The 20,448-nt window shown below is 60.5% G+C and carries 19 protein-coding genes; 5 read left to right on the top strand and 14 right to left on the bottom strand.

Translation table 11 applies throughout. The features are described from left to right. Positions 1-65 precede the first annotated feature (65 nt). The 4 genes from pqqC to AC1RS8_RS24720 are packed head-to-tail and all read left to right on the top strand — an operon-like array spanning position 66 to position 4,026. Complete coding sequence (pqqC, locus tag AC1RS8_RS24735) at positions 66-818, top strand: pyrroloquinoline-quinone synthase PqqC (RefSeq protein WP_489339343.1); 753 nt, start codon at positions 66-68, stop codon at positions 816-818. Further along, positions 815-1,090: a pyrroloquinoline quinone biosynthesis peptide chaperone PqqD gene (pqqD, locus tag AC1RS8_RS24730; RefSeq protein WP_015097086.1), complete on the top strand. Its 276-nt coding sequence runs from the start codon at positions 815-817 to the stop codon at positions 1,088-1,090. The genes pqqC and pqqD overlap by 4 nt, the downstream gene beginning before the upstream one ends. Beyond that, on the top strand, positions 1,062-2,234 hold the full coding sequence (pqqE, locus tag AC1RS8_RS24725) for a pyrroloquinoline quinone biosynthesis protein PqqE (RefSeq protein WP_489339344.1): 1,173 nt from the start codon (positions 1,062-1,064) through the stop codon (positions 2,232-2,234). The genes pqqD and pqqE overlap by 29 nt, the downstream gene beginning before the upstream one ends. Continuing rightward, a complete protein-coding gene (locus AC1RS8_RS24720; RefSeq protein ID WP_489339345.1) occupies positions 2,200-4,026 on the top strand; it encodes a S9 family peptidase in 1,827 nt (608 codons plus the stop codon). The genes pqqE and AC1RS8_RS24720 overlap by 35 nt, the downstream gene beginning before the upstream one ends. Positions 4,027-4,157: 131 nt before the next feature. Here the strand turns inward: AC1RS8_RS24720 and AC1RS8_RS24715 are convergent, their stop codons facing one another. The 4 genes from AC1RS8_RS24715 to AC1RS8_RS24700 form a co-directional block, all read right to left on the bottom strand. Continuing rightward, positions 4,158-4,316 carry a YqaE/Pmp3 family membrane protein gene (locus AC1RS8_RS24715; RefSeq protein WP_003228885.1) on the bottom strand — a complete coding sequence of 53 codons (159 nt, stop codon included), beginning with the start codon at positions 4,314-4,316 and terminating at the stop codon, positions 4,158-4,160. 84 nt (positions 4,317-4,400) lie between these two features. Beyond that, positions 4,401-4,721 carry a helix-turn-helix domain-containing protein gene (locus AC1RS8_RS24710; RefSeq protein ID WP_046039442.1) on the bottom strand — a complete coding sequence of 107 codons (321 nt, stop codon included), beginning with the start codon at positions 4,719-4,721 and terminating at the stop codon, positions 4,401-4,403. Continuing rightward, entirely contained in the window at positions 4,714-5,070 is a 357-nt protein-coding gene (locus AC1RS8_RS24705; RefSeq protein WP_150814013.1) for a type II toxin-antitoxin system RelE/ParE family toxin, read from the bottom strand. Before AC1RS8_RS24705 ends, AC1RS8_RS24710 begins: the two co-directional genes overlap by 8 nt. A gap of 251 nt (positions 5,071-5,321) precedes the next feature. Next, positions 5,322-6,605, bottom strand: a complete 1,284-nt coding sequence (locus tag AC1RS8_RS24700) for an aspartate aminotransferase family protein (protein WP_489339346.1) — start codon at positions 6,603-6,605, stop codon at positions 5,322-5,324. Between the two features lie 169 nt (positions 6,606-6,774). Here AC1RS8_RS24700 and AC1RS8_RS24695 point away from each other — a divergent pair, with 169 nt between their 5' ends. Beyond that, positions 6,775-7,704: a LysR family transcriptional regulator gene (locus AC1RS8_RS24695; protein WP_057713036.1), complete on the top strand. Its 930-nt coding sequence runs from the start codon at positions 6,775-6,777 to the stop codon at positions 7,702-7,704. Positions 7,705-7,931: 227 nt separating this feature from the next. Here the strand turns inward: AC1RS8_RS24695 and AC1RS8_RS24690 are convergent, their stop codons facing one another. The 10 genes from AC1RS8_RS24690 to bioB form a co-directional block, all read right to left on the bottom strand. Next, positions 7,932-9,710, bottom strand: coding sequence for an acyl-CoA dehydrogenase C-terminal domain-containing protein (locus AC1RS8_RS24690; RefSeq protein WP_489339347.1), 1,779 nt, complete (start codon positions 9,708-9,710; stop codon positions 7,932-7,934). Positions 9,711-9,959: 249 nt separating this feature from the next. After that, positions 9,960-11,756, bottom strand: coding sequence for an acyl-CoA dehydrogenase C-terminal domain-containing protein (locus AC1RS8_RS24685; protein WP_489339348.1), 1,797 nt, complete (start codon positions 11,754-11,756; stop codon positions 9,960-9,962). Between the two features lie 85 nt (positions 11,757-11,841). Then, complete coding sequence (locus tag AC1RS8_RS24680) at positions 11,842-13,134, bottom strand: GGDEF domain-containing protein (protein ID WP_057713033.1); 1,293 nt, start codon at positions 13,132-13,134, stop codon at positions 11,842-11,844. A gap of 195 nt (positions 13,135-13,329) precedes the next feature. Next, complete coding sequence (locus tag AC1RS8_RS24675; protein ID WP_057713032.1) at positions 13,330-15,135, bottom strand: phenylacyl-CoA dehydrogenase; 1,806 nt, start codon at positions 15,133-15,135, stop codon at positions 13,330-13,332. 276 nt (positions 15,136-15,411) lie between these two features. Further along, on the bottom strand, positions 15,412-15,708 hold the full coding sequence (locus AC1RS8_RS24670) for a pyrroloquinoline quinone biosynthesis protein PqqE (protein WP_489339349.1): 297 nt from the start codon (positions 15,706-15,708) through the stop codon (positions 15,412-15,414). A gap of 123 nt (positions 15,709-15,831) precedes the next feature. Then, positions 15,832-16,512, bottom strand: coding sequence for a dethiobiotin synthase (gene bioD / locus AC1RS8_RS24665; protein ID WP_090451781.1), 681 nt, complete (start codon positions 16,510-16,512; stop codon positions 15,832-15,834). Then, positions 16,509-17,321, bottom strand: a complete 813-nt coding sequence (gene bioC / locus AC1RS8_RS24660) for a malonyl-ACP O-methyltransferase BioC (RefSeq protein WP_150815176.1) — start codon at positions 17,319-17,321, stop codon at positions 16,509-16,511. The genes bioD and bioC overlap by 4 nt, the downstream gene beginning before the upstream one ends. Continuing rightward, complete coding sequence (locus AC1RS8_RS24655; RefSeq protein ID WP_150815177.1) at positions 17,314-18,045, bottom strand: alpha/beta fold hydrolase; 732 nt, start codon at positions 18,043-18,045, stop codon at positions 17,314-17,316. Before AC1RS8_RS24655 ends, bioC begins: the two co-directional genes overlap by 8 nt. Next, entirely contained in the window at positions 18,038-19,216 is a 1,179-nt protein-coding gene (bioF, locus tag AC1RS8_RS24650) for an 8-amino-7-oxononanoate synthase (protein ID WP_489339350.1), read from the bottom strand. Before bioF ends, AC1RS8_RS24655 begins: the two co-directional genes overlap by 8 nt. Positions 19,217-19,390: 174 nt before the next feature. After that, positions 19,391-20,446: a biotin synthase BioB gene (bioB, locus tag AC1RS8_RS24645; RefSeq protein ID WP_090451787.1), complete on the bottom strand. Its 1,056-nt coding sequence runs from the start codon at positions 20,444-20,446 to the stop codon at positions 19,391-19,393. Between the last annotated feature and the right edge of the window lie 2 nt (positions 20,447-20,448).

Genomic DNA, 20,448 nt, shown 5'->3' with positions numbered 1-20,448 from the left:
CGAGCTTGCTCGCGATGAGGCCGGCAGCAGCAACACATATCCTGGTTGTTCCCCGGAGAACCGCAATGACTGACACCCCAATGTCCCCCGCCGAATTCGAAGCGGCCCTGCGCGCCAAGGGCGCCTACTACCACATCCATCACCCCTATCACGTGGCGATGTACGAAGGCCGGGCCACCTGCGAACAGATCCAGGGCTGGGTCGCCAACCGTTTCTACTATCAGGTGAACATCCCCCTGAAGGACGCGGCCATTCTGGCTAACTGCCCGGACCGCGAGATCCGCCGCGAGTGGATTCAACGCCTGCTGGACCACGACGGTGCGCCCGGTGAAGACGGCGGCATCGAAGCCTGGCTGCGCCTGGGCCAGGCCGTGGGCCTCGACCCGGACCAACTGCGTTCCCAGGAGCTGGTACTGCCCGGCGTGCGCTTCGCCGTGGACGCCTATGTCAATTTCGCCCGCCGCGCCAGTTGGCAGGAAGCCGCGAGCAGCTCGCTGACCGAACTGTTCGCCCCGCAGATCCACCAATCGCGCCTGGACAGTTGGCCCCAGCACTACCCATGGATCGACCCGGCCGGCTACGAGTATTTCCGCACGCGCCTGGGCCAGGCACGGCGTGATGTCGAGCATGGTCTGGCGATCACGTTGCAGCACTACACCACCCGTGAAGGCCAGGAGCGCATGCTGGAAATTCTCCAGTTCAAACTGGACATTCTTTGGAGCATGCTTGATGCCATGAGCATGGCCTACGAACTGAAACGCCCGCCGTATCACAGCGTGACCGGGGAACGGGTCTGGCACAAAGGAATCACCTTATGAGTTTCGATCGCAGCAAGACCCCGACCTGGCGTCCCGGCTACCGCTTCCAGTACGAACCGGCGCAAAAAGGCCACGTGCTGCTGTACCCGGAAGGCATGATCAAGCTCAACGAAAGTGCCGCGCTGATCGGCGGTTTGATTGATGGTGAACGGGATGTCGCGGCCATCATCAATGAGCTCGACCAACAGTTTCCCGGCGTGCCCGAACTCGGAGACGACATCGAGCAATTCATGGAGGTTGCCCGTGCGCAGCACTGGATCGAACTTGCCTGATTCATCAAGGCAAGTACCGCCCAAACCCGAGGTCGGCTTGCCGCTGTGGCTGCTCGCCGAGCTGACCTATCGCTGCCCGCTGCAATGCCCGTACTGCTCCAATCCGCTGGATTTCGCCGAGCAAGGCAAAGAGCTGAGCACCGAGCAGTGGATCAAGGTGTTTCGTGAAGCGCGGGAAATGGGCGCCGCGCAGCTTGGCTTTTCCGGTGGCGAACCGCTGGTGCGTCAGGACCTCGCAGAGCTGATCGTTGAAGCCCGCAAGCTGGGTTTCTATACCAACCTGATCACCTCCGGCATCGGCCTGACCGAACAGAAAATCAGCGACTTCAAGAAGGCCGGTCTCGATCACATCCAAATCAGCTTCCAGGCCAGTGACGAGCAGGTGAACAATCTGCTGGCCGGCTCGAAAAAGGCCTTCGCGCAGAAACTGGAAATGGCCCGGGCGGTGAAGGCCCACGGTTATCCGATGGTGCTGAACTTCGTCACCCATCGGCACAATATCGACCAGATCGACCGCATCATCGAGTTGTGCATCGCACTGGAAGCGGACTTCGTCGAGCTCGCCACCTGCCAGTTCTACGGCTGGGCGCAACTCAATCGCGTTGGGCTTTTACCGACCAAGGAGCAACTGGTGTGCGCCGAACGCATCACCAACGAATACCGCGCAAAACTGGAAGCCGAAGGGCATCCGTGCAAGCTGATTTTCGTCACGCCGGACTATTACGAAGAACGCCCGAAAGCCTGCATGAACGGCTGGGGCAGTATTTTCCTGACGGTCACACCAGACGGAACCGCCCTGCCCTGTCACGGTGCCCGACAGATGCCGGTGCAGTTTCCCAACGTGCGCGACCACAGCATGCAGCACATCTGGTACGACTCGTTCGGTTTCAACCGCTTTCGCGGGTACGACTGGATGCCCGAGCCGTGCCGCTCCTGTGACGAAAAAGAAAAAGACTTCGGCGGCTGCCGCTGCCAGGCGTTCATGCTCACCGGCGATGCAAGCAATGCCGACCCGGTATGCAGCAAGTCGCCACAACACGGCGTGATCCTCAAGGCTCGCGAAGAAGCCGGGCACGCGACCCAGACCATCGACCAACTGGCCTTTCGCAATGAACGAAACTCACGCCTCATCGCCAAAAGCTGAACCTTTCAGCGCTGCCAAAGCCGTGGCCGCCGGTATCGATTTTGCCGAACTGCAGGTCGGTCGACAGGGCCTGTTCTGGAACGAATACCGCCCCGAAGACGCTGCGTGCCGGATCTGGCATTGGCGTGACGGCGCAGCGAAATGCCTGACGCCACCGGGGTTCAGCGTGCGCAGTCGGGTGTACGAATATGGCGGTGGAGCGTTGTGTCTGACGGACGATGGAATCGTTTTCGTCAATGAGGCCGACCAGCAGTTGTATCGACAATCACTGCAAGACGAAGCGCCCGAAAGGCTGACGTCCGGAGCATGCCGTTATGGCGATCTGCAGTTCGCCAACGGGCAAGTGCTGGCGGTCGAGGAGCACCGCGATCAACACCGATTGGTGGCGATCGATCTGTTGGATGGCGCACGTCACTTGCTGGCCGAGGGTGCTGATTTCTACGCGGCACCGACGCTGAGCCCTGATGCCCGGCGCCTGGCCTGGATCGAGTGGAGTCGCCCGGATCAACCATGGACAGCGACCCGCTTGATGGTTGCCGAACGCCTCGCCAACGGCGGCTTTGCCGAGGCTCGTTGTGTGGCGGGCGATGGCGTTCAAGAGTCTGTGCAACAACCGCGGTTTGATGCCGGCGGTCGCCTGTATTGCCTGACGGATCGCGCAGGTTACTGGCAGCCATGGAAAGAGTCTGAAAAAGGCCTGAGCCCATTGCCAAGTGCCAGCGCCGACCATGGCCCCGCGCCCTGGCAACTCGGCGGCAGCACCTGGTTGCCGCTGAGCGATAACAGTTATCTGGCCAGTTGGACCGAGGGCGGGTTTGGCCGACTGGCCATAGGCGGCGACTCCAGCGCCGACTTTACCGGCGACTACAGCCGCTTCCGCCATCTCGCCGTGGATGAGCAGTTCATCTATTGCATCGCTGCGTCGCCCGTCAGTTCAACCGCCGTCATCGCCATCGACCGTCAGAGCCGGCAAGTGCAAGTGCTCGCCGGCGGCATCGCACCGCTTGCTCCCGAACAGATCAGCCGCCCGCAAACCTTGCGCTACCCAAGTGGCTCAGGCGAAGCACACGGCTTCTTCTACCCGGCGATGACCGGCGAGGCGAAACCACCATTGGTGGTGTTCGTCCATGGCGGTCCGACTTCGGCGTGTTACCCGATGCTCGATCCGCGTATCCAGTACTGGGCACAGCGGGGCTTCGCCGTGGCCGATCTCAACTATCGCGGCAGCAGCGGTTATGGCCGGGCCTATCGCCAGGCACTGCACCTGAGTTGGGGTGATGTTGATGTGCAAGACGCCTGCGCCGTGGTCAGTTACCTCAAGCAGCGAGGCTTGATCGACGGCGACCAGGCGTTCATTCGTGGCGGCAGCGCCGGCGGCTACACCAGCCTTTGCGCCTTGGCCTTTCACAACGTGTTCCGCGCCGGCGCCAGCCTGTATGGGGTCAGCGACCCGGTGGCGCTGGGGCGCGCGACCCACAAATTCGAAAGCGACTATCTGGATTGGCTGATCGGCGATCCGCAACTGGATGCCGAACGCTACGCCGCCCGCACGCCGCTGCTGCATGCCGGCAACATCCGCGTGCCGATGATCTTCTTTCAAGGAGAACTGGATGCCGTGGTCGTCCCGCAACAGACCCGTGACATGGTCACGGCACTGCAGGACAACGGCATCCTGGTCGAAGCGCATTACTACGCCGATGAACGCCATGGCTTTCGCAAGGCCGGTAACCAGGCCCATGCTCTGGAGCAGGAGTGGTTGTTTTATCGGCGGGTGATGGATTCAGTGGACTGAAGCCTGCGTTCATTGCCGAAACGGTGGCGTCCCCTTCGCGGGCAAGCCCGCTCCCACAGGTTCTGCTGCGTGCACAAATCCTGTGGGAGCGGGCTTGCCCGCGAAAGCGATCGATCTAACGCCGCAAAAATTCAGCGCTTGGCGATGATGTACACCGCATGCACGATCCCCGGAATGTAACCGCACAACGTCAGCAGAATATTCAGCCAGAACGCCCCGCCGAATCCTACTTGCAGAAACACACCCAGTGGCGGCAACAGGATGGCGATGATGATGCGAATAAAGTCCATGGGACAGCTCCTGATTGGGGGTGGACTCGTTCGAGCCCTACAGCTAATCGACCTGCGCCGTTTGTCAGGGTTCAGCCCGATTCCTCAGGCCAGTATCTCCAGACCGTGTTTGCGCACGATACTCAGCAACTTCAACGCCATGCCACTGGGGTGCTTATCCCCTGCTTCCCATTGCTTGACCGTGGAAGCACTGGTGTTCAGGTAGCGCGCGAACACCGGTTGGCTGACATTGTTGCGCTCGCGCAGTGCCTTGATCTCCTGCGCGGGAATCGCATCCGGCACTCTTGCAAGACAGGATTCATCGAACTCACGCATGGTCGCCTTGCTGATTGCACCTATGGCGTACAAGGCACTGGCCGATTCGTGGATCGACTCCGATAGCTCACTTTTGAATTTTTTACTCATTTAGTATCTCCACAAACTCCTTTGCATCCAGCAATTGCTGAATTTCCATTTCGGTCAGTCCACCATATGTCTTGGCCAACTCTCGCAAGTCGAGCAAATGCCTGGGACTGATATTGCTCTGATCTTTTTTTGCGTACAGAAACTGATAGACCCAATGAGCACCGCCCCTGGCCAGGATAATCGAGCGATGGCGGTTGGCATTCAAGCGCTTCTTCCAGACCCCGCCACCCAAATTGTCAGCCCGACCATTGAGCATTTCGGTGAATGCCTCCCGGAGCTCGTCATCACCGATCCAGGCCTTGGCAGCCTGCATTGCGAAGCGCTTTGTCTTGAACAGCCTTGGTGACATGGGCATCCCTTCCATAAAACATACCACTCAGTGGTATAGAAATCAAAACCAACGCGACAGCAACACCGTTTCGCTAGTACCGGCACTCCCTGCCGATGCACGCTAGAAAGCCATTAATGTGTTAACCGCTCAAGCCGAAACTGCCTTTGGAAAAAACCGGCCACAAAAAAACGCCCCACGCCAAAAGTGTCGGGCGTGAGGCGTGCGTTATACCGCGAGACGGTTCTGGAATGTGTACAGGGCGCGCCTGATCAGACGGCAATCCCTTTGCGGCACTGCAATTGTGCGGTTCGCACTCGGGAGAAGGCGCGCGCCAGGCGCAGGAGCATTTCATCGATGTTGGCGTTGCTGACATTTAGCGCAGGGGTAAAGCGCAGGCAGTCGGCTTGCGGGGCATTGAGCAGCAAGCCTTCGTACAGCGCGGCCTTGACCACCGCGTCAGCGGAGTCGTCCGACAGCGTCAGCCCCCAAAGCAACCCTTGTCCGCGCAACTCGCCGTGACCGTAACGATGGGCCAAACGCCCTAACCCTTCACGCAGGTGTTGACCGGCCTCTGCGACGTGCTTGAGGAAAGCCTTGTCCTGCACGGTATCGAGCACCGAAAGCCCCGCCGCGGTCATCAACGCATTACCGTGATGAGTACCTGCCAACTCGCCAATGTCGAAACAGCAAGCTTTGCCCCGCGCCAGCAGCGCGGCCAATGGCACGCCGCCGCCCAAGCCTTTGCCGAGCACGACGATATCCGCCATGACGCCGCAGGACTGTTCCGCGAGCAAGGTGCCACAACGGCCGATGCCGGTTTGCACTTCGTCGAAGATCAGCAAAATGCCGAGTTCACGGCACAGGCGTTCAACGCCCTTGAGATAGTGCGCGGTGGCCGGGACCACGCCGGCTTCGCTCTGGATCGGCTCGAGCATGATCGCTACGGTCCGTTCATCCACGGCCGCATGCAACGCTGGCAGGTCATTGAACGGAACACGACTGAAGCCTGGCAATTGCGGCTCGAACCGGTTGGCCAATGTCGAACTGTCCGACGCCGAAATCGTCGCCAGGCTGCGGCCATGGCAACCGTTGTTGGCCACAATGATTCGCGACGCACCGCCGCGATGCCGTTGACCCCATTTACGCGCCAGTTTGATCGCCGCCTCGCAGGCTTCGCTGCCGGTATTGAGCAGGTAGGCCTGGTCACTGCCGGTGCTGGCACACAAATGTTCGGCGAGGCTGAGCATGCCGCGGTTATGCAGGCCAAAACCCGGGTTGATCAGCGACTGAGCCTGGGCTGCGATTGCATTGACCAGTACCGAAGGGCTATGACCGAGGCTGTTGGCCCCGCCGCCCTGGGAAAAATCCAGGTACGCACGGTCATCGCTGTCCCACAACCATGAACCCTGGCCACGCACAAACACCTGTTTTGGCCGCTCGACACTGGGCATCAAGTACTCGCTGGAAAGGTTAACGCCTTGGGATGGCGGGGAGGCGTCCATGACCAGATCATCGAGACTGGGAGGACTGCGGCGCAGACTGAACAGATTCATCTGAAAAAAACCTTTTTGAGGTTTTTTGCCTTACCTATGTAAATACCATCGAAGCAAAGGGTATTCATCGCGCTCTGTGGCCCTGTAAGCCCTGTGAATGCGGTTAGACTAGGCTCAGGCGAGGCGTTCAGCCATTTCGATTTCCCAGCATTTTCGATAAGTAATACTTATGGATTTCAAGCAACTGCGTTATTTCGTCGCGGTCTATGAAGAAGGCCACGTGGGCCGGGCCGCCGAGCGCCTGTCCATCTCCCAGCCGGCGCTGTCCCAGCAAATCCGCCACCTCGAGCAAAATCTCGATGTGAGCCTGTTCGAGCGCAGTAGCAAACGCCTGTTGCCGACTCTCGCGGCCCACACGCTGTACAACCATGCCCTGCCTTTGCTCGATGGCCTGCAACGGGCACGGGAAGCGCTCGGCAACTTCAAGGGTCAGGCACTGCGCACCCTGGCCATCGGTGTATTGCAAACCGTGCACACCAGCCTCGTTCCGCAGATGCTCGAGCGGGTGCGCAAGGCGCAGCCGCATCTGGTGGTGCAGATCTACGAACTGACCGGCCTGGAAATCGAGCGGCGACTGCTCAACGGTTCTCTGGATATCGGCATCAGCTACCTGCCACCCCGCCAGCCTGGCTTGCATGGCGTGATGCTGTACGAAGACGAACTGACCCTGGTCATCCCGGCAGAGCATCCGCTGCGTGAATTCAAGAAAGTGTCCATGAGTCAGGCTGCCGAACTGCCGATGTTGCTGCTGGGCGAAGAGTTTCAGATCAGGCAGATCTGGCAGGCACAGCTGACAAGCCTCGGACGTCGCCCACAGGTGCAAGCCGAATTGAACAACATGGCCGGCATCCTCGACAGCCTGCCCCACACGCGCCTGGCGACGGTACTGCCCGGTCGCTCGCAAAAGACCCATGGCAACCACGAACTGCTGTGGAAACCCCTGAGCGAACCGCGAGTGCCGCTGAAAGTCGGTTTGGTGTGTCGGGATGTGCAACGGCAGCAGGCCTCGCTGGCATTGCTGCGGACATTGCTGGAAGAAGTGATAAATGGCCCGGACGGGCGCTTGAACAGCGCGCAGGCTCTGGATGGGCCAAGCTGAAAACTTTTCTTCAGGCAAAAGAAAACCCCGCCGAAGCGGGGCTTTGCAGACTGTTTCCCTGACATCCATTTCACTCCGCCGTCCTGGCAGAATCCTACGTGTCCCTGTTGTTGCTTTGCGCTTCCTGCGCTACGTCCATGAGAAGTAGATTAGCCGTGGATCCAATTTGCATCTATGGGAGAACAGCAGCACGTTATGTAAGAGAATGCTTACATAACGTTACTTCATCAGAATTGTCCCGCATCCAGCAGGAACAACGATTCGCTACCGGCCTTCACCGACGCGCTCAACGAGTGAATGCGCGGCAGCAGGCGGGCAAAATAGAAGCGCGCCGTGCCCAGTTTGCTGGCGTAGAAATCGTCCTGCGCTTCCTTGCCGAATGCCGCCTTGGCCATCAGGGCCCACATGTAGGCGTAGGCCACGTAGCCGAACACCTGCAGATACTCGACCGACGCCGCGCCGATTTCGTTCGGATTGCTCTTCGCCCGGTCCAGCAACCACGCAGTCAGTTCATCGAGGGAGGTCACGGCGTCGTTCAGCGGCTTGGTGAACTCGGCGAGGTCCGCGCTGGCGGTCGCCGTGAAGTGGCGAATCTCGTCGGCGAACAGGTTGTAGAACGCCCCGCCGCTACCGACGATCTTGCGCCCGACCAGGTCCAGCGCCTGGATGCCGTTGGTGCCTTCGTAGATCTGGGTGATGCGCACGTCACGCACCAGTTGCTCCTGGCCCCACTCACGGATATAGCCGTGGCCGCCGAAGATCTGCTGGCCGTGTACGGTGGTTTCCAGGCCAAGGTCGGTCAGGAACGCTTTGGCCACCGGGGTCAGCAACGCCACCAGGTCTTCCGCACGCTTGCGGGTGGCGGCGTCTTCGCTGAACTTGGCGGTGTCCAGTTGCATCGCCACGTAGGTGGAGAATGCACGGCCACCTTCGTTCGAGGCTTTCATGGTCAGCAGCATGCGTCGCACGTCCGGGTGGACGATGATCGGGTCAGCCACTTTGTCCTTGTTCTGCGCGCCGGTCGGCGAACGGCTTTGCAGACGGTCGCGGGCGTATTCCACGGCGTTCTGGTACGAGCGCTCGCCCGTGGCCAGGCCCTGGATACCAACGCCCAGACGCTCGTAGTTCATCATGGTGAACATCGCCGCCAGGCCTTTGTTCGGCTCGCCGACCAGGTAACCCACGGCTTCATCAAAGTTCATCACGCAGGTGGCGGACGCCTGGATGCCCATCTTGTGTTCGATCGAACCGCAGTTGGCCGGGTTGCGTGCGCCCAGGCTGCCATCGGCATTGACCATGAACTTCGGTACCAGGAACAGCGAAATGCCTTTCGGCCCCGCCGGCGCATCCGGCAGCTTGGCCAGCACCAGGTGGATGATGTTTTCGGTCAGGTCGTGTTCGCCACCGGTGATGAAGATCTTGGTGCCGCTGACCTTGTAGGAACCGTCAGCCTGAGGCTCGGCCTTGGTGCGGATGATCCCCAGGTCGGTACCGGCGTGCGGCTCTGTCAGGCACATGGAACCGGCCCAGATGCCGGCGTACATGTTCGGCAGGTACGCGGCTTTCAGTTCTTCGCTGGCGTGGGCGTTGATCGACAGGCAAGCACCGGCGGTCAGCATCGGGTACAGGCCGAACGACAGGCTGGCGGAGTTGACCATTTCCTCGACCTGGGCCGAAACGGCTTTGGGCATGCCCATGCCGCCATAGGACGGATCACCACCGACACCGACCCAGCCGCCTTCCGCGTAGGTCTGATAGGCCTGCGGGAAACCGGCCGGCGTGGTGACGGCACCGTCCGCCCAATGGCAACCTTCTTCGTCAGCGGCACGGCTCAGCGGTGCGATGCTTTTGCTGGTGACTTTGCCGGCTTCTTCCAGGATGGCTTCGACGGTTTCTGCATCGACGGTTTCGGCCAGTGCAGGCAGTTCGGCCCAGAGTTTGGCGACGTCGAACACTTCATTGAGGACGAAGCGCATATCGCGCAGGGGCGCTTTGTAGTCAGCCATGGCAAACCTCGCAAGATCTATACAGGTGATTCACAGGAAGAGTGTTTTCGTTGGGTCGGAGTGTACCTCAACAACTTTTGCGACACATAGGGTCAACTCATGACCGTTTTGTTATTTTTAGTCATTGCCGTAGGCGGGAGTGAACGGATGAAACTGTAGGAGCGAGCTCGCTCGCGAAAAACCCGAAGACGCCGCGGGCATCGGGTTTTACGCGTTTTCGTTGACGACCATCGCGAGCAGAGGGCGATGTCAGAGCGCAAACATCTGCGCCGGCAGTTGCATCAGGCAATCGCTACCTGCTTCGACGGCCGCCCGATGAGCGGCAGTGCGTGGCAACAGACGCTTGAAGTAAAACTCGTTGGTCGCCAGTTTGGCCCGGCAAAAGTCACCATCACCGCTGCCCGCATCGAGCTGCGCCTGAGCCACCAGCGCCATGCGCAACCACAGGTAGCCGAGGATGATGTAACCGCTGTACATCAGGTAATCCACCGACGCAGCACCGACTTCGTCCGGGTTTTTCATCGCCGCCATACCGACCCTGGTGGTCAATTCACCCCACTGCTGGTTCAGTTGATTGAGCTGCGCCACATACCCGGCCAGTTGTGGATGTTCGGCGTTCGCCGCGCAGAACTTGTGGACGATTTTGGTGAAGCCACGCAGCAGTTTGCCCTGGCTGCCGAGTACCTTGCGCCCGAGCAGGTCCAGCGCCTGAATGCCGTTGGTGCCCTCATAGATCGGCGCGATCCGGCAGTCGCGTACCAGTTGCTCCATTCCCCACTCACGAATGAACCCGTGACCGCCAAACACCTGCAAGCCATGGTTGGTCACCTCCAGCCCGGTGTCGGTCATGAAGGCTTTGCAGATGGGAGTGAGGAACGCCAGCAAGTCTTCGGCATCCCGGCGCGCCGTTTCGTCCGGGCTCAGGTGTGCAACGTCGAGCAACTGTGCGGTGAAGTAGGTCAGCGCGCGGTTGCCCTCGTTGAAGGCTTTCATGGTCAACAACATCCGCCGCACATCAGGGTGCACGATGATCGGGTCAGCGGCCTTTTCCGGCGCTTTCGGGCCGGTCAGCGAGCGCATCTGCAAACGGTCGTTGGCGTATTTGATCGCGCCCTGGAAGCTCGCCTCCCCCAGACACAGCCCTTGCATGCCGGTGCCCAGTCGCGCGTGGTTCATCATGGTGAACATGCAGTTGAGGCCCTTGTTCGGCTCGCCGATCAGGAAGCCCTTGGCCTCGTCGAAGTTCAGCACGCAGGTGGCCGAGGCTTTGATGCCCATTTTGTGTTCGATCGAGCCGCAGGACACGCCGTTGCGCTCGCCCGCTTCCCCCGTCGCATCGGGCAGGTACTTGGGCACGATGAACAGTGAAATGCCTTTGGTTCCGGCCGGTGCGTCCGGCAATTTGGCCAGCACCAGGTGAATGATGTTGGCGCTCATGTCGTGCTCGCCGGCGGAGATGAAGATCTTGCTGCCGGAGATCGCGTAGCTGCCATCGGCCGCAGGCACGGCGCGGGTCTTGATGATGCCCAGGTCGGTGCCGCAATGGGCTTCGGTCAGGCACATGGTGCCGGTCCATTGGCCAGCGGTGAGCTTCTTCAAATAGGTCTGCTTTTGCGCCTCGGTTCCATGGGCGTGGATCGCCGACATCGCACCGTGGGTCAGTCCGGGGTACATGCCCCATGAGGTGTTGCTGGAAGCCACCATCTCGCTGATCACCAGACCCAGAGAGATCGGCAACCCTTGACCGCCGTAAACCGGATCCGCCGCCAGGCCATGCCAGCCGCCCTCGACATATTGGGCGAATGCCTGCTTGAAGCCCGCGGGCGTCGTGACCACGCCATTGTCGAAATGGCAGCCTTCTTCATCGCCACTGCGGTTCAGCGGCGACAGTACGTTTTCGCAGAACTTCGCCCCTTCTTCGAGGATCGCATTGACCATGTCCGGGCTGGCATCGGTGGCCCCCAGCGCGGCGTAGTTGCTGTGAAAGTCGAAGACGTGGTCGATCAGAAAGCGCATGTCGCGCAAGGGAGCTTTGTACTCGGGCATGGTCATTCTCCGTCGGCAGATTTCTCCAACCTACTGCTGCCGACCACACCTCACAATCACTTTGCGCTCGCTGAATGCGCCATCATCACTCAACCGTAGCGGCGTCCATGCGCACGGCGCCACGGCGGTTCTGCCCGAACGCCATCACGCAGTTGCGCCCGGCGCCCTTGGCGCTGTAGAGCGCCTGGTCAGCGGACTTGAGCACCTCTTCGGGGGTGCGTTGTTCGATCCGTTCGGCAACGCCGATACTGACCGTCACCGACACACTCGACGCACCGGAACCGGCACGCCGCTGGCGCCCCTGACTATCGTCCTGCGGGCGGTTTTCCTGATTGCGCAGCTGAATGTTGTAAGTGGCGATGGACTCGCGGATGACTTCCAGGTGCGGCATGCACTCTTCGAGGGTCTTGCCTGCAAACACCAGGGCAAATTCCTCGCCGCCATAGCGATACGCCTTACCGCCACCGCCGATTTTCGACAGCTTGCTGGCCACCAGTCGCAGCACCTGGTCGCCGACGTCGTGGCCGTGGGTGTCGTTGAATTTCTTGAAGTGGTCGACGTCGCTCATGGCCAACACGTAGTTGCGCCCCAACCGTTGCATGCGTTCATTCAACGCGCGACGGCCCGGCAGCCCGGTCAGTTCGTCGCGGAACGCCATTTGATAGGCCTCGTGGGCAACGGCGGCTGCGATCATCAGCATCACCTGGCTGCACATGATGTTCAGCGTGAACGGCAGGATGAAGGTTTTCGGCAACATCCAGAACAACCCGAGCAGCCCCACCCATTGCGCGGCATGCAGCGGTCGCGGGTTGCGCCAGTATTGCCAGGCCAGCAACAGGAACGCAGCGATGAACACCGGATAGGACAACTGGATCAGGCTCATCCAGGCGCCATGCAAGGCAGGCCAGCGAATCTCCGACAGCCAGATCAGCAGCGCGTGTGGATAACTTTGCTCAAGCCCCAGCGCCACGCTGCCGACCGCCAGCAAGACCGCGAAGCGCGCCACCATGTCCTGGAACAGATGGGTGCGTTCCTGCCACGCCGCGAACACGCCAAACAGCAGCGGCAGCAGCAGGCAACACAAATGAAAGACCACCGCGGCGTCGTCACGCACCTTGCCGTTGTCGCGGTAATAGTCGGTCTGGGTGTCGAGCAGGAAGTAGGCGATGTACACCGTGACCATCAGAAACAGTTCACGCTGGCGTCGGTACACCGCGCAATAGGCGCCACCGAGCAACAACACCAGGGTGGGCAGCACGTTGAACAGCGACGTGAAGAAGACGTTCAGATCCTTGATGTAAGCAGCCGCAAGCCCCGCCACCAACAGCAGCAATGACGGCAGGAAATGACTGAAACGTACAGCAGATGAGCGCGGCAAGGGTAAAGCTCCGACCCGTCAAATCAATAGATGGCAATGTGCCAACTACTGTAACGGCAGGACGCCCGAGTTACTGAGTGAATTACTGAGGTATTTTTCAAAGGGCGTTGCAAACATTTTCCACCGCCAACCTTTAAAGCAAAAAAGCCGCTGTTCCCGAAGGAGCAGCGGCTTTTTCAAGTACTTCGCTAAGGCTTAGTAGCCCAGGTCGAAGTTCTCTTCTTTCATGTCCATCAGGTTGTTGGCGCCCGACAGCATGGTTACGACGTGAGTGCGGGTACGCGGCAGGATGCGCTGGAAGTAGAAGCGCGCAGTCTGCAGCTTGGCGGTGTAGAACGCCTCTTCGGAAGTGCCGGCAGCCAGTTTCTCGGCAGCCAGGCGCGCCATGTCGGCCCAGAAGTAGGCCAGGCAGGCGTAACCGGAGTACATCAGGTAGTCCACGGAGGCCGCGCCGACTTCTTCGCGATCTTTCATGGCGGCCATACCGACCTTCATGGTCAGCTCGCCCCATTCCTTGTTCAATGCGGCCAGCGGAGCGACGAACTCTTGAACCGCTTCGTTGCCTTCGTTGGTCTGGCAGAACTTGTGGACGATCTTGGTGAAGCCTTTCAGAGCCTCGCCCTGGGTCATCAGCACTTTACGGCCCAGCAGGTCGAGTGCCTGGATACCGGTGGTGCCTTCGTACAGCATCGAGATACGGCTGTCGCGGACGTTCTGCTCCATGCCCCACTCGGCGATGAAGCCGTGGCCGCCGTAGATCTGCACGCCGTGGTTGGCCGATTCGAAACCGACTTCGGTCATGAAGGCTTTGGCGATTGGAGTCATGAACGCCAGCAGTGCGTCGGCTTTCTTCTTCTCTTCTTCGTCCACGCCGTACTTGACGATGTCGACCTGCTTGGCGGTGAAGTAAACCATCGCGCGGTTGCCTTCGGCGAATGCCTTCATGGTCAACAACATGCGGCGTACGTCAGGGTGCACGATGATCGGGTCAGCGGCTTTGTCCGGCGCTTTCGGGCCAGTCAGCGAGCGCATCTGCAGACGGTCGCGAGCGTATTTCAGGCCGCCCTGGAAACCGACTTCAGCGTGGGCCAGGCCTTGCAGCGCGGTACCCAGACGTGCGGTGTTCATGAAGGTGAACATGCAGTTCAGGCCTTTGTTCGCCGGGCCAATCAGGAAACCGGTAGCGCCGTCGAAGTTCATTACGCAGGTAGCGTTGCCGTGGATGCCCATTTTGTGTTCCAGGGAACCACAGGACACGGCGTTGCGCGCACCGATCGAACCGTCTTCGTTCGGCATGAATTTCGGAACGATGAACAGCGAGATGCCTTTGGTGCCAGCCGGTGCATCCGGCAGGCGAGCCAGCACGATGTGGACGATGTTGTCGGCCATGTCGTGTTCACCGGCCGAGATGAAGATCTTGGTGCCGGAAACTTTGTAGGAACCGTCGGCCTGAGGCTCGGCCTTGGTGCGCAGCATGCCCAGGTCGGTGCCGCAGTGCGGCTCGGTCAGGCACATGGTGCCCGTCCACTCGCCGGAAACCAGCTTGGTCAGGTAAGCCTCTTGCTGCTCAGGGGTGCCGTGCTCGGAGATGGTGTTCATCGCACCGTGCGACAGGCCTGGGTACATGCCCCACGACCAGTTGGACTCGCCAACCATTTCGCTGATGGCCAGACCCAGGGACTCTGGCAGGCCTTGGCCGCCGTGCTCTACGTCGTGAGCCAGGCTTGGCCAGCCACCTTCGACGAATTGCTTGTAGGCTTCCTTGAAACCAGTCGGGGTCTTAACGCCGGACTCGCTCCAGGTGCAGCCTTCGAGATCGCCCACGCGGTTCAGCGGAGCCAGTACCTGCTCACAAAACTTGGCGCCTTCCTCAAGAATGGCGTCAACCATGTCCGGAGTTGCGTCGGCACAAGCCGGAAGGCTCTGATAGTGCGCTTCGTAGCCGAGCAGCTCGTCACGAACGAAGCGAATATCACGCAAGGGGGCCTTGTAGTCAGGCATAGCGATAAACCTCTGCTGATGTAACCGGGAATGAACGACCGCATTGATTTGTTGCTGCGATCAAACAGTTGTTTGAAACATACGTTTACGCCCAAATCTTGTCAAGCGTCGATCTTTTTCCATTCGTCACCGCCGATCAGGCACATCTGCGCGCAACCGCACGACGGGCATAGACCGAGCGAGCCACCCTGCAGAGAAGATTAGTTGAGTGAGAAGGACTTACGCAGAAAAACGCCGCGAACAGACGCGGCGTTGGAGAGACGGATTCAATGAGGATCAGGCGAAAGTATCGATCAGCGTTCCGAGCACTTCGTCGGATGCCTTGGCGACTTTGGCGCCCAGTTCGACTTGAAATTTGCCTTGGGCCATTTCGACCACATTGCTGGCCAGGTCCGATTGCCGACTGCGATCAACCGATCGCAGACGATCGACCTGCGCCTCGGAGGACTGGCTGGTGACCGAGCGCTCGATCGTCGTGTTGGCGATCTGCCCGGCGGCTTGATCGACACGGTTCTGCCCTGTCTGAAGAGTGCTCAGACCGGCATAAAAAGCGGGGCTTCCTGAGATTTCCATGGGAGAACTCGTCCTTTCAAAGGATCAACAGTGGCCATTGAAGCAGAGTGGCCGGCAAAACACTCGACAAAAACACTAATGGCACAGTGCCTTGTCATAGGCAAAGCCCACAAGCCACTCGCCTCAGTCCAACAGGTCCAGTTGCAAGTGCTCGGCCACTGCCTCGGCCGTAACGGCCTTGAGTTTAGGCACACGCCCCAGGCACGGCGCCGGGAGGCGCTCGGCCAGGGTAGCCAGGTTTTCTTCCAGCCGCGAGGTCTTCGGGTCGATGATGTTGGCCACCCATCCCGCCAGTTGCAAACCGTCCCGGGCAATCGCTTCGGCGGTCAACAGGGCATGGCTGATACACCCCAGGCGTACACCGACCACCAGGATCACCGGCAGCTTCAATGCGATGGCCAGGTCCGACAGATTGTCCTGATCCGCCAGGGGTACGCGCCAGCCACCAGCGCCTTCGATCAGGGTGAAGTCCGCCTGCATGCCCAGAATCTGCCGCATCGGCGCCAGCAACGACTGCACCGTCAGCGCCACGCCCGCCTCTCGCGCCGCCAGATGCGGGGCAATGGCCGGCTCGAAGGCCATCGGATTGACCTGTGCATAGGTCAGCGGCAGCGAACACTGCGCCAGCAAGGCCAGCGCATCGGCGTTGCGCAGGCCTTTAGGTGTCACATCGCAACCGGACGCGACCGGCTTGCCCGCCGCCGTGCTCAAACCCGCCGAACGCGCCGCATGCAGCAGCCCCGCAGCGACCGTGGTTTTACCGACATCGGTATCCGTGCCGGCGATGAAATAGGCTGCGCTCATAAGGGTTTCTCCAAAACGGCGTACACCACTTGATAAGTCGCCGGCAGTCCCTGGGCCTGACGAAACTGTTCGTAAGCCTCGATCAAACCCAAAATCCGCGCCCGGCCGGTCAAGCCACCCGGCCGCCCGGGATTGAGATTGTGCGCACCCAACGCCTTGAGTTCATGGGTCAGGCTGCGCACATCCGGGTAATACAGCACGTGCGCAAGGTTTTGCAGACTGACCACCCTCAAGCCGCTGGCCGCACACAGTTGTTGATAAACACCAAACTCCCGGAAGCGGTTGACGTGCACCATGCCGTCGACTTCGCGCCAGCTGTCGCGCAATTCAAACAACGTCCCTACACACAGACTAGCAAACGCGAAAATGCCGCCCGGTTTCAGTACTCGAAAGGCTTCACTGAGCACCGAGTCGAAGTCTGCGCACCACTGCACCGCCAGGCTGGAGAAGATCAGGTCGCAAGACGAATCCTGCAGTGGTAGTCGCTCGGCATCGCCGGCCACGAAGTATGTGGCACCGCCCAATGGCCGGGCGTGGTTGAGCATGCCCTCGGCAATGTCCAGCGCCACCCCGTGGCTGCCCGGAAATCGCTCACCCAGGGCACGACTGAAATGCCCGGTGCCACAGCCCAGGTCCAGCCAGCGCTGCGGTACGAAGTCCTGCGGCAAGCGCCCGAGCAATTGGCTGCCCACATCACGCTGCAACTCGGCCACGCTGTCGTAGCTTGCTGCCGCGCGGGAGAATGAGGCTGCTACCTGGCGCTTGTCGGGCAAGGCGCCGGGCAGGTTGGGAAGGGATAAATCAGTCATCGCCGGACTCATGCAAAAAGGCCTGGATCGCCCCCGCCACACCGTGGGGATCCTCCAGGAGAAACACGTGGCTGGCCTGTTCAATCAGACCGATTTCGACATCCGGCAGCAATGCCAACAACTCGCCCGCCGCTTCCACCGGCACCAGCCCGTCGAGGCCGGCGAACAGATGCAATTGCGGACCGCGAAACGAATGCAGCGCCTGTCGTGTATCCAGTTGCGCGAGCACTTGCAGACCACTCAGCAACACCGGCGTAGCGGTGTTCGGGGCACCGCCGAGCAACAACCGCGACAATCCGCGTGGGTCTTCGGCGCCTTGGGCGCAAAGCAGTGAAAAGCGTTTCAAGGTCGCGCGCGGATCGGCTTCACATCCCGCCAGAAACGCATCGAAGGTTTCCCCGGACATGGCGCTTGTCCATTGATCATGAGCGACAAAAGAAACGTTGCTGGCCAGGGTGAACACACCACAGCAGCGATCGCCACGCCGGGCCGCCAATTCGCAGGCGAGCATGCCGCCCAATGACCAACCGCCCAGCCACACGTCTTGCGGCAAGGTCGAATCAAGCTCATCGAGCCACTCTTCAAGATCGCTCGACTCCAGCTCCGGCAACGGCTCGATCTCGACGCGCAGGTGCTCATCCAAACCGCGCAAGGCCGCCGCCAGAGGCTCCAGCGGTGAAACGCCAAGGCCCCAGCCGGGCAGCAGAATCAGACGATCACGCATGGCTTGGCTCCGGCTTCAGTTGTTGAAAACAATCGGCCAGTCCGTTTAACAATAGCTGTACCTGGGCCTCACTGTGGGCAGCCGTCAACGTGACCCGCAGCCGGGCACTGCCGGCGGGTACGGTCGGCGGGCGAATCGCGGTCACCATCAACCCGCGTTCACGCAGCATTTGCGAAAGGCGCACCGCTCGCCCCGCGTCACCGATCATGATCGGCTGGATCGGCGTGAAGCTGTCCATGAGTTCCAGGCCAATCTGCTCGGCACCTTTGCGGAACTGGCGGATCAGCGTCTGCAAATGCTCGCGGCGCCAGTGTTCGCTGCACAGCAGTTCCAGGCTTTTCAACGTGGCGCAGGCCAGCGCGGGGGGCTGGCTGGTGGTGTAGATGTAGGGGCGGGCGAACTGGATCAGGCTTTCGATCAGCTCTTCGCTGCCAGCCACAAAGGCACCCGCCGTACCGAACGCCTTGCCGAGGGTGCCGACCAGCACCGGAACGTCATCCTGGCTCAAGCCAAAGTGTTCGACGATGCCGCCACCGTTGGCACCCAGCGGTCCAAAACCATGGGCATCGTCGACCATCAACCAGGCGCCTTTGGCCTTGGCTTCTCGGGCCAGCGCTGGCAAGTCGGCAATATCACCGTCCATGCTGAACACGCCGTCGGTGACCACCAGTGTATTGCCGGTGGCTTTTTCCAGGCGCTTGGCCAGGCTCGCCGGGTCATTGTGCAGGTAGCGATTGAACCGAGCGCCGGACAACAGCCCCGCGTCGAGCAGCGACGCATGATTGAGCCGGTCTTCGAGCACCGTATCACCCTGCCCCACCAACGCCGTGACTGCGCCGAGGTTGGCCATGTAGCCGGTGGTGAACAGCAACGCCCGCGGGCGACCGGTCAGGTCGGCCAACGCTTCTTCCAGGGCATGGTGCGGGGAACTATGGCCGATGACCAGATGCGATGCCCCTCCGCCCACACCCCACTTCGAAGCGCCGGCACGCCAGGCTTCGATCACTTGCGGATGATTGGCCAGGCCCAGGTAGTCGTTGTTACAGAACGCCAGCAACGGCTGGCCATCGACCACCACTTGCGGCCCCTGCGGGCTTTCTAGCAGCGGGCGCTGTCGGTAGAGGTTTTCGGCACGACGGGCGGCAAGGCGTGCGGCGAGATCGAAAGACATGCAGGCCTCGAAGTTCAGATCACAGAAATCAAAATGAATGCGATCCCTGTGGGAGCGAGCTTGCTCGCGATGGCGGCGTCACATTCAACATTGATGTCGACGGACCTGACGCAATCGCGAGCAAGCTCGCTCCCACAGTGTTTTGCATTCCAGCCAGAGAAGTCGGTGGAAGACTCAAACAGCCGCGTTGTAAAACTGCTCGCTGCTCTTCTGCTCCACCAGCGCCTGCTCGATAGCTGCCTGATGCACCTCGTCGGCGTGCTCTTCGCGGGCTTCCGGCAGGATGCCCAGGCGCGAGAACAGTTGCATGTCCTTGTCGGCCTGCGGGTTGGCGGTGGTCAGCAGTTTGTCGCCGTAGAAAATCGAGTTGGCACCGGCGAAGAACGCCAGGGCCTGCATCTGCTCGTTCATGGCTTCGCGGCCGGCGGACAGGCGCACGTGGGATTGCGGCATCAGGATGCGCGCGACGGCGAGCATGCGGATGAAGTCGAACGGATCGACGTCGTCGGCATTTTCCAGCGGCGTACCGGCGACTTTCACCAGCATGTTGATCGGCACCGACTCCGGATGCTCAGGCAGGTTGGCCAACTGGATCAGCAGGTTGGCGCGGTCGTCCAGCGACTCGCCCATGCCCAGAATGCCGCCTGAGCAGATCTTCATCCCCGAATCACGCACGTACGCCAGAGTTTGCAGGCGTTCGCTGTAGGTGCGGGTGGTGATGATGCTGCCGTAAAACTCCGGCGAGGTATCGAGGTTGTGGTTGTAGTAGTCGAGGCCGGCCTTGGCCAGCGCTTCGGTCTGCTCCTGATCCAGGCGACCGAGGGTCATGCAGGTTTCCAGGCCCATGGCTTTCACGCCTTCGACCATTTTCAACACGTACGGCATGTCCTTGGCCGACGGATGCTTCCACGCCGCGCCCATGCAGAAGCGGGTCGAACCGATGGCCTTGGCGCGAGCGGCCTCTTCGAGGACCTTCTGCACCTCCATCAGTTTCTCTTTTTCCAGGCCGGTGTTGTAGTGACCGGACTGCGGACAATATTTGCAATCTTCCGGGCAGGCGCCGGTCTTGATCGACAGCAGGGTCGACACCTGGACGCGGTTGGCGTCGAAATGCGCACGGTGCACCGTCTGCGCCTGGAACAACAGGTCATTGAATGGCTGAACGAAGAGTGCTTTGACTTCGGCCAAAGTCCAGTCATGACGCAGGGTGGCAGTGGTGCTGGCGCTCATGG

The organism is Pseudomonas sp. GW821-FHT12A04 (genome assembly GCF_058807755.1).
Note: the sequence above shows the minus strand (reverse complement) of the source record. Positions and strands in the feature narration are given on the sequence as shown.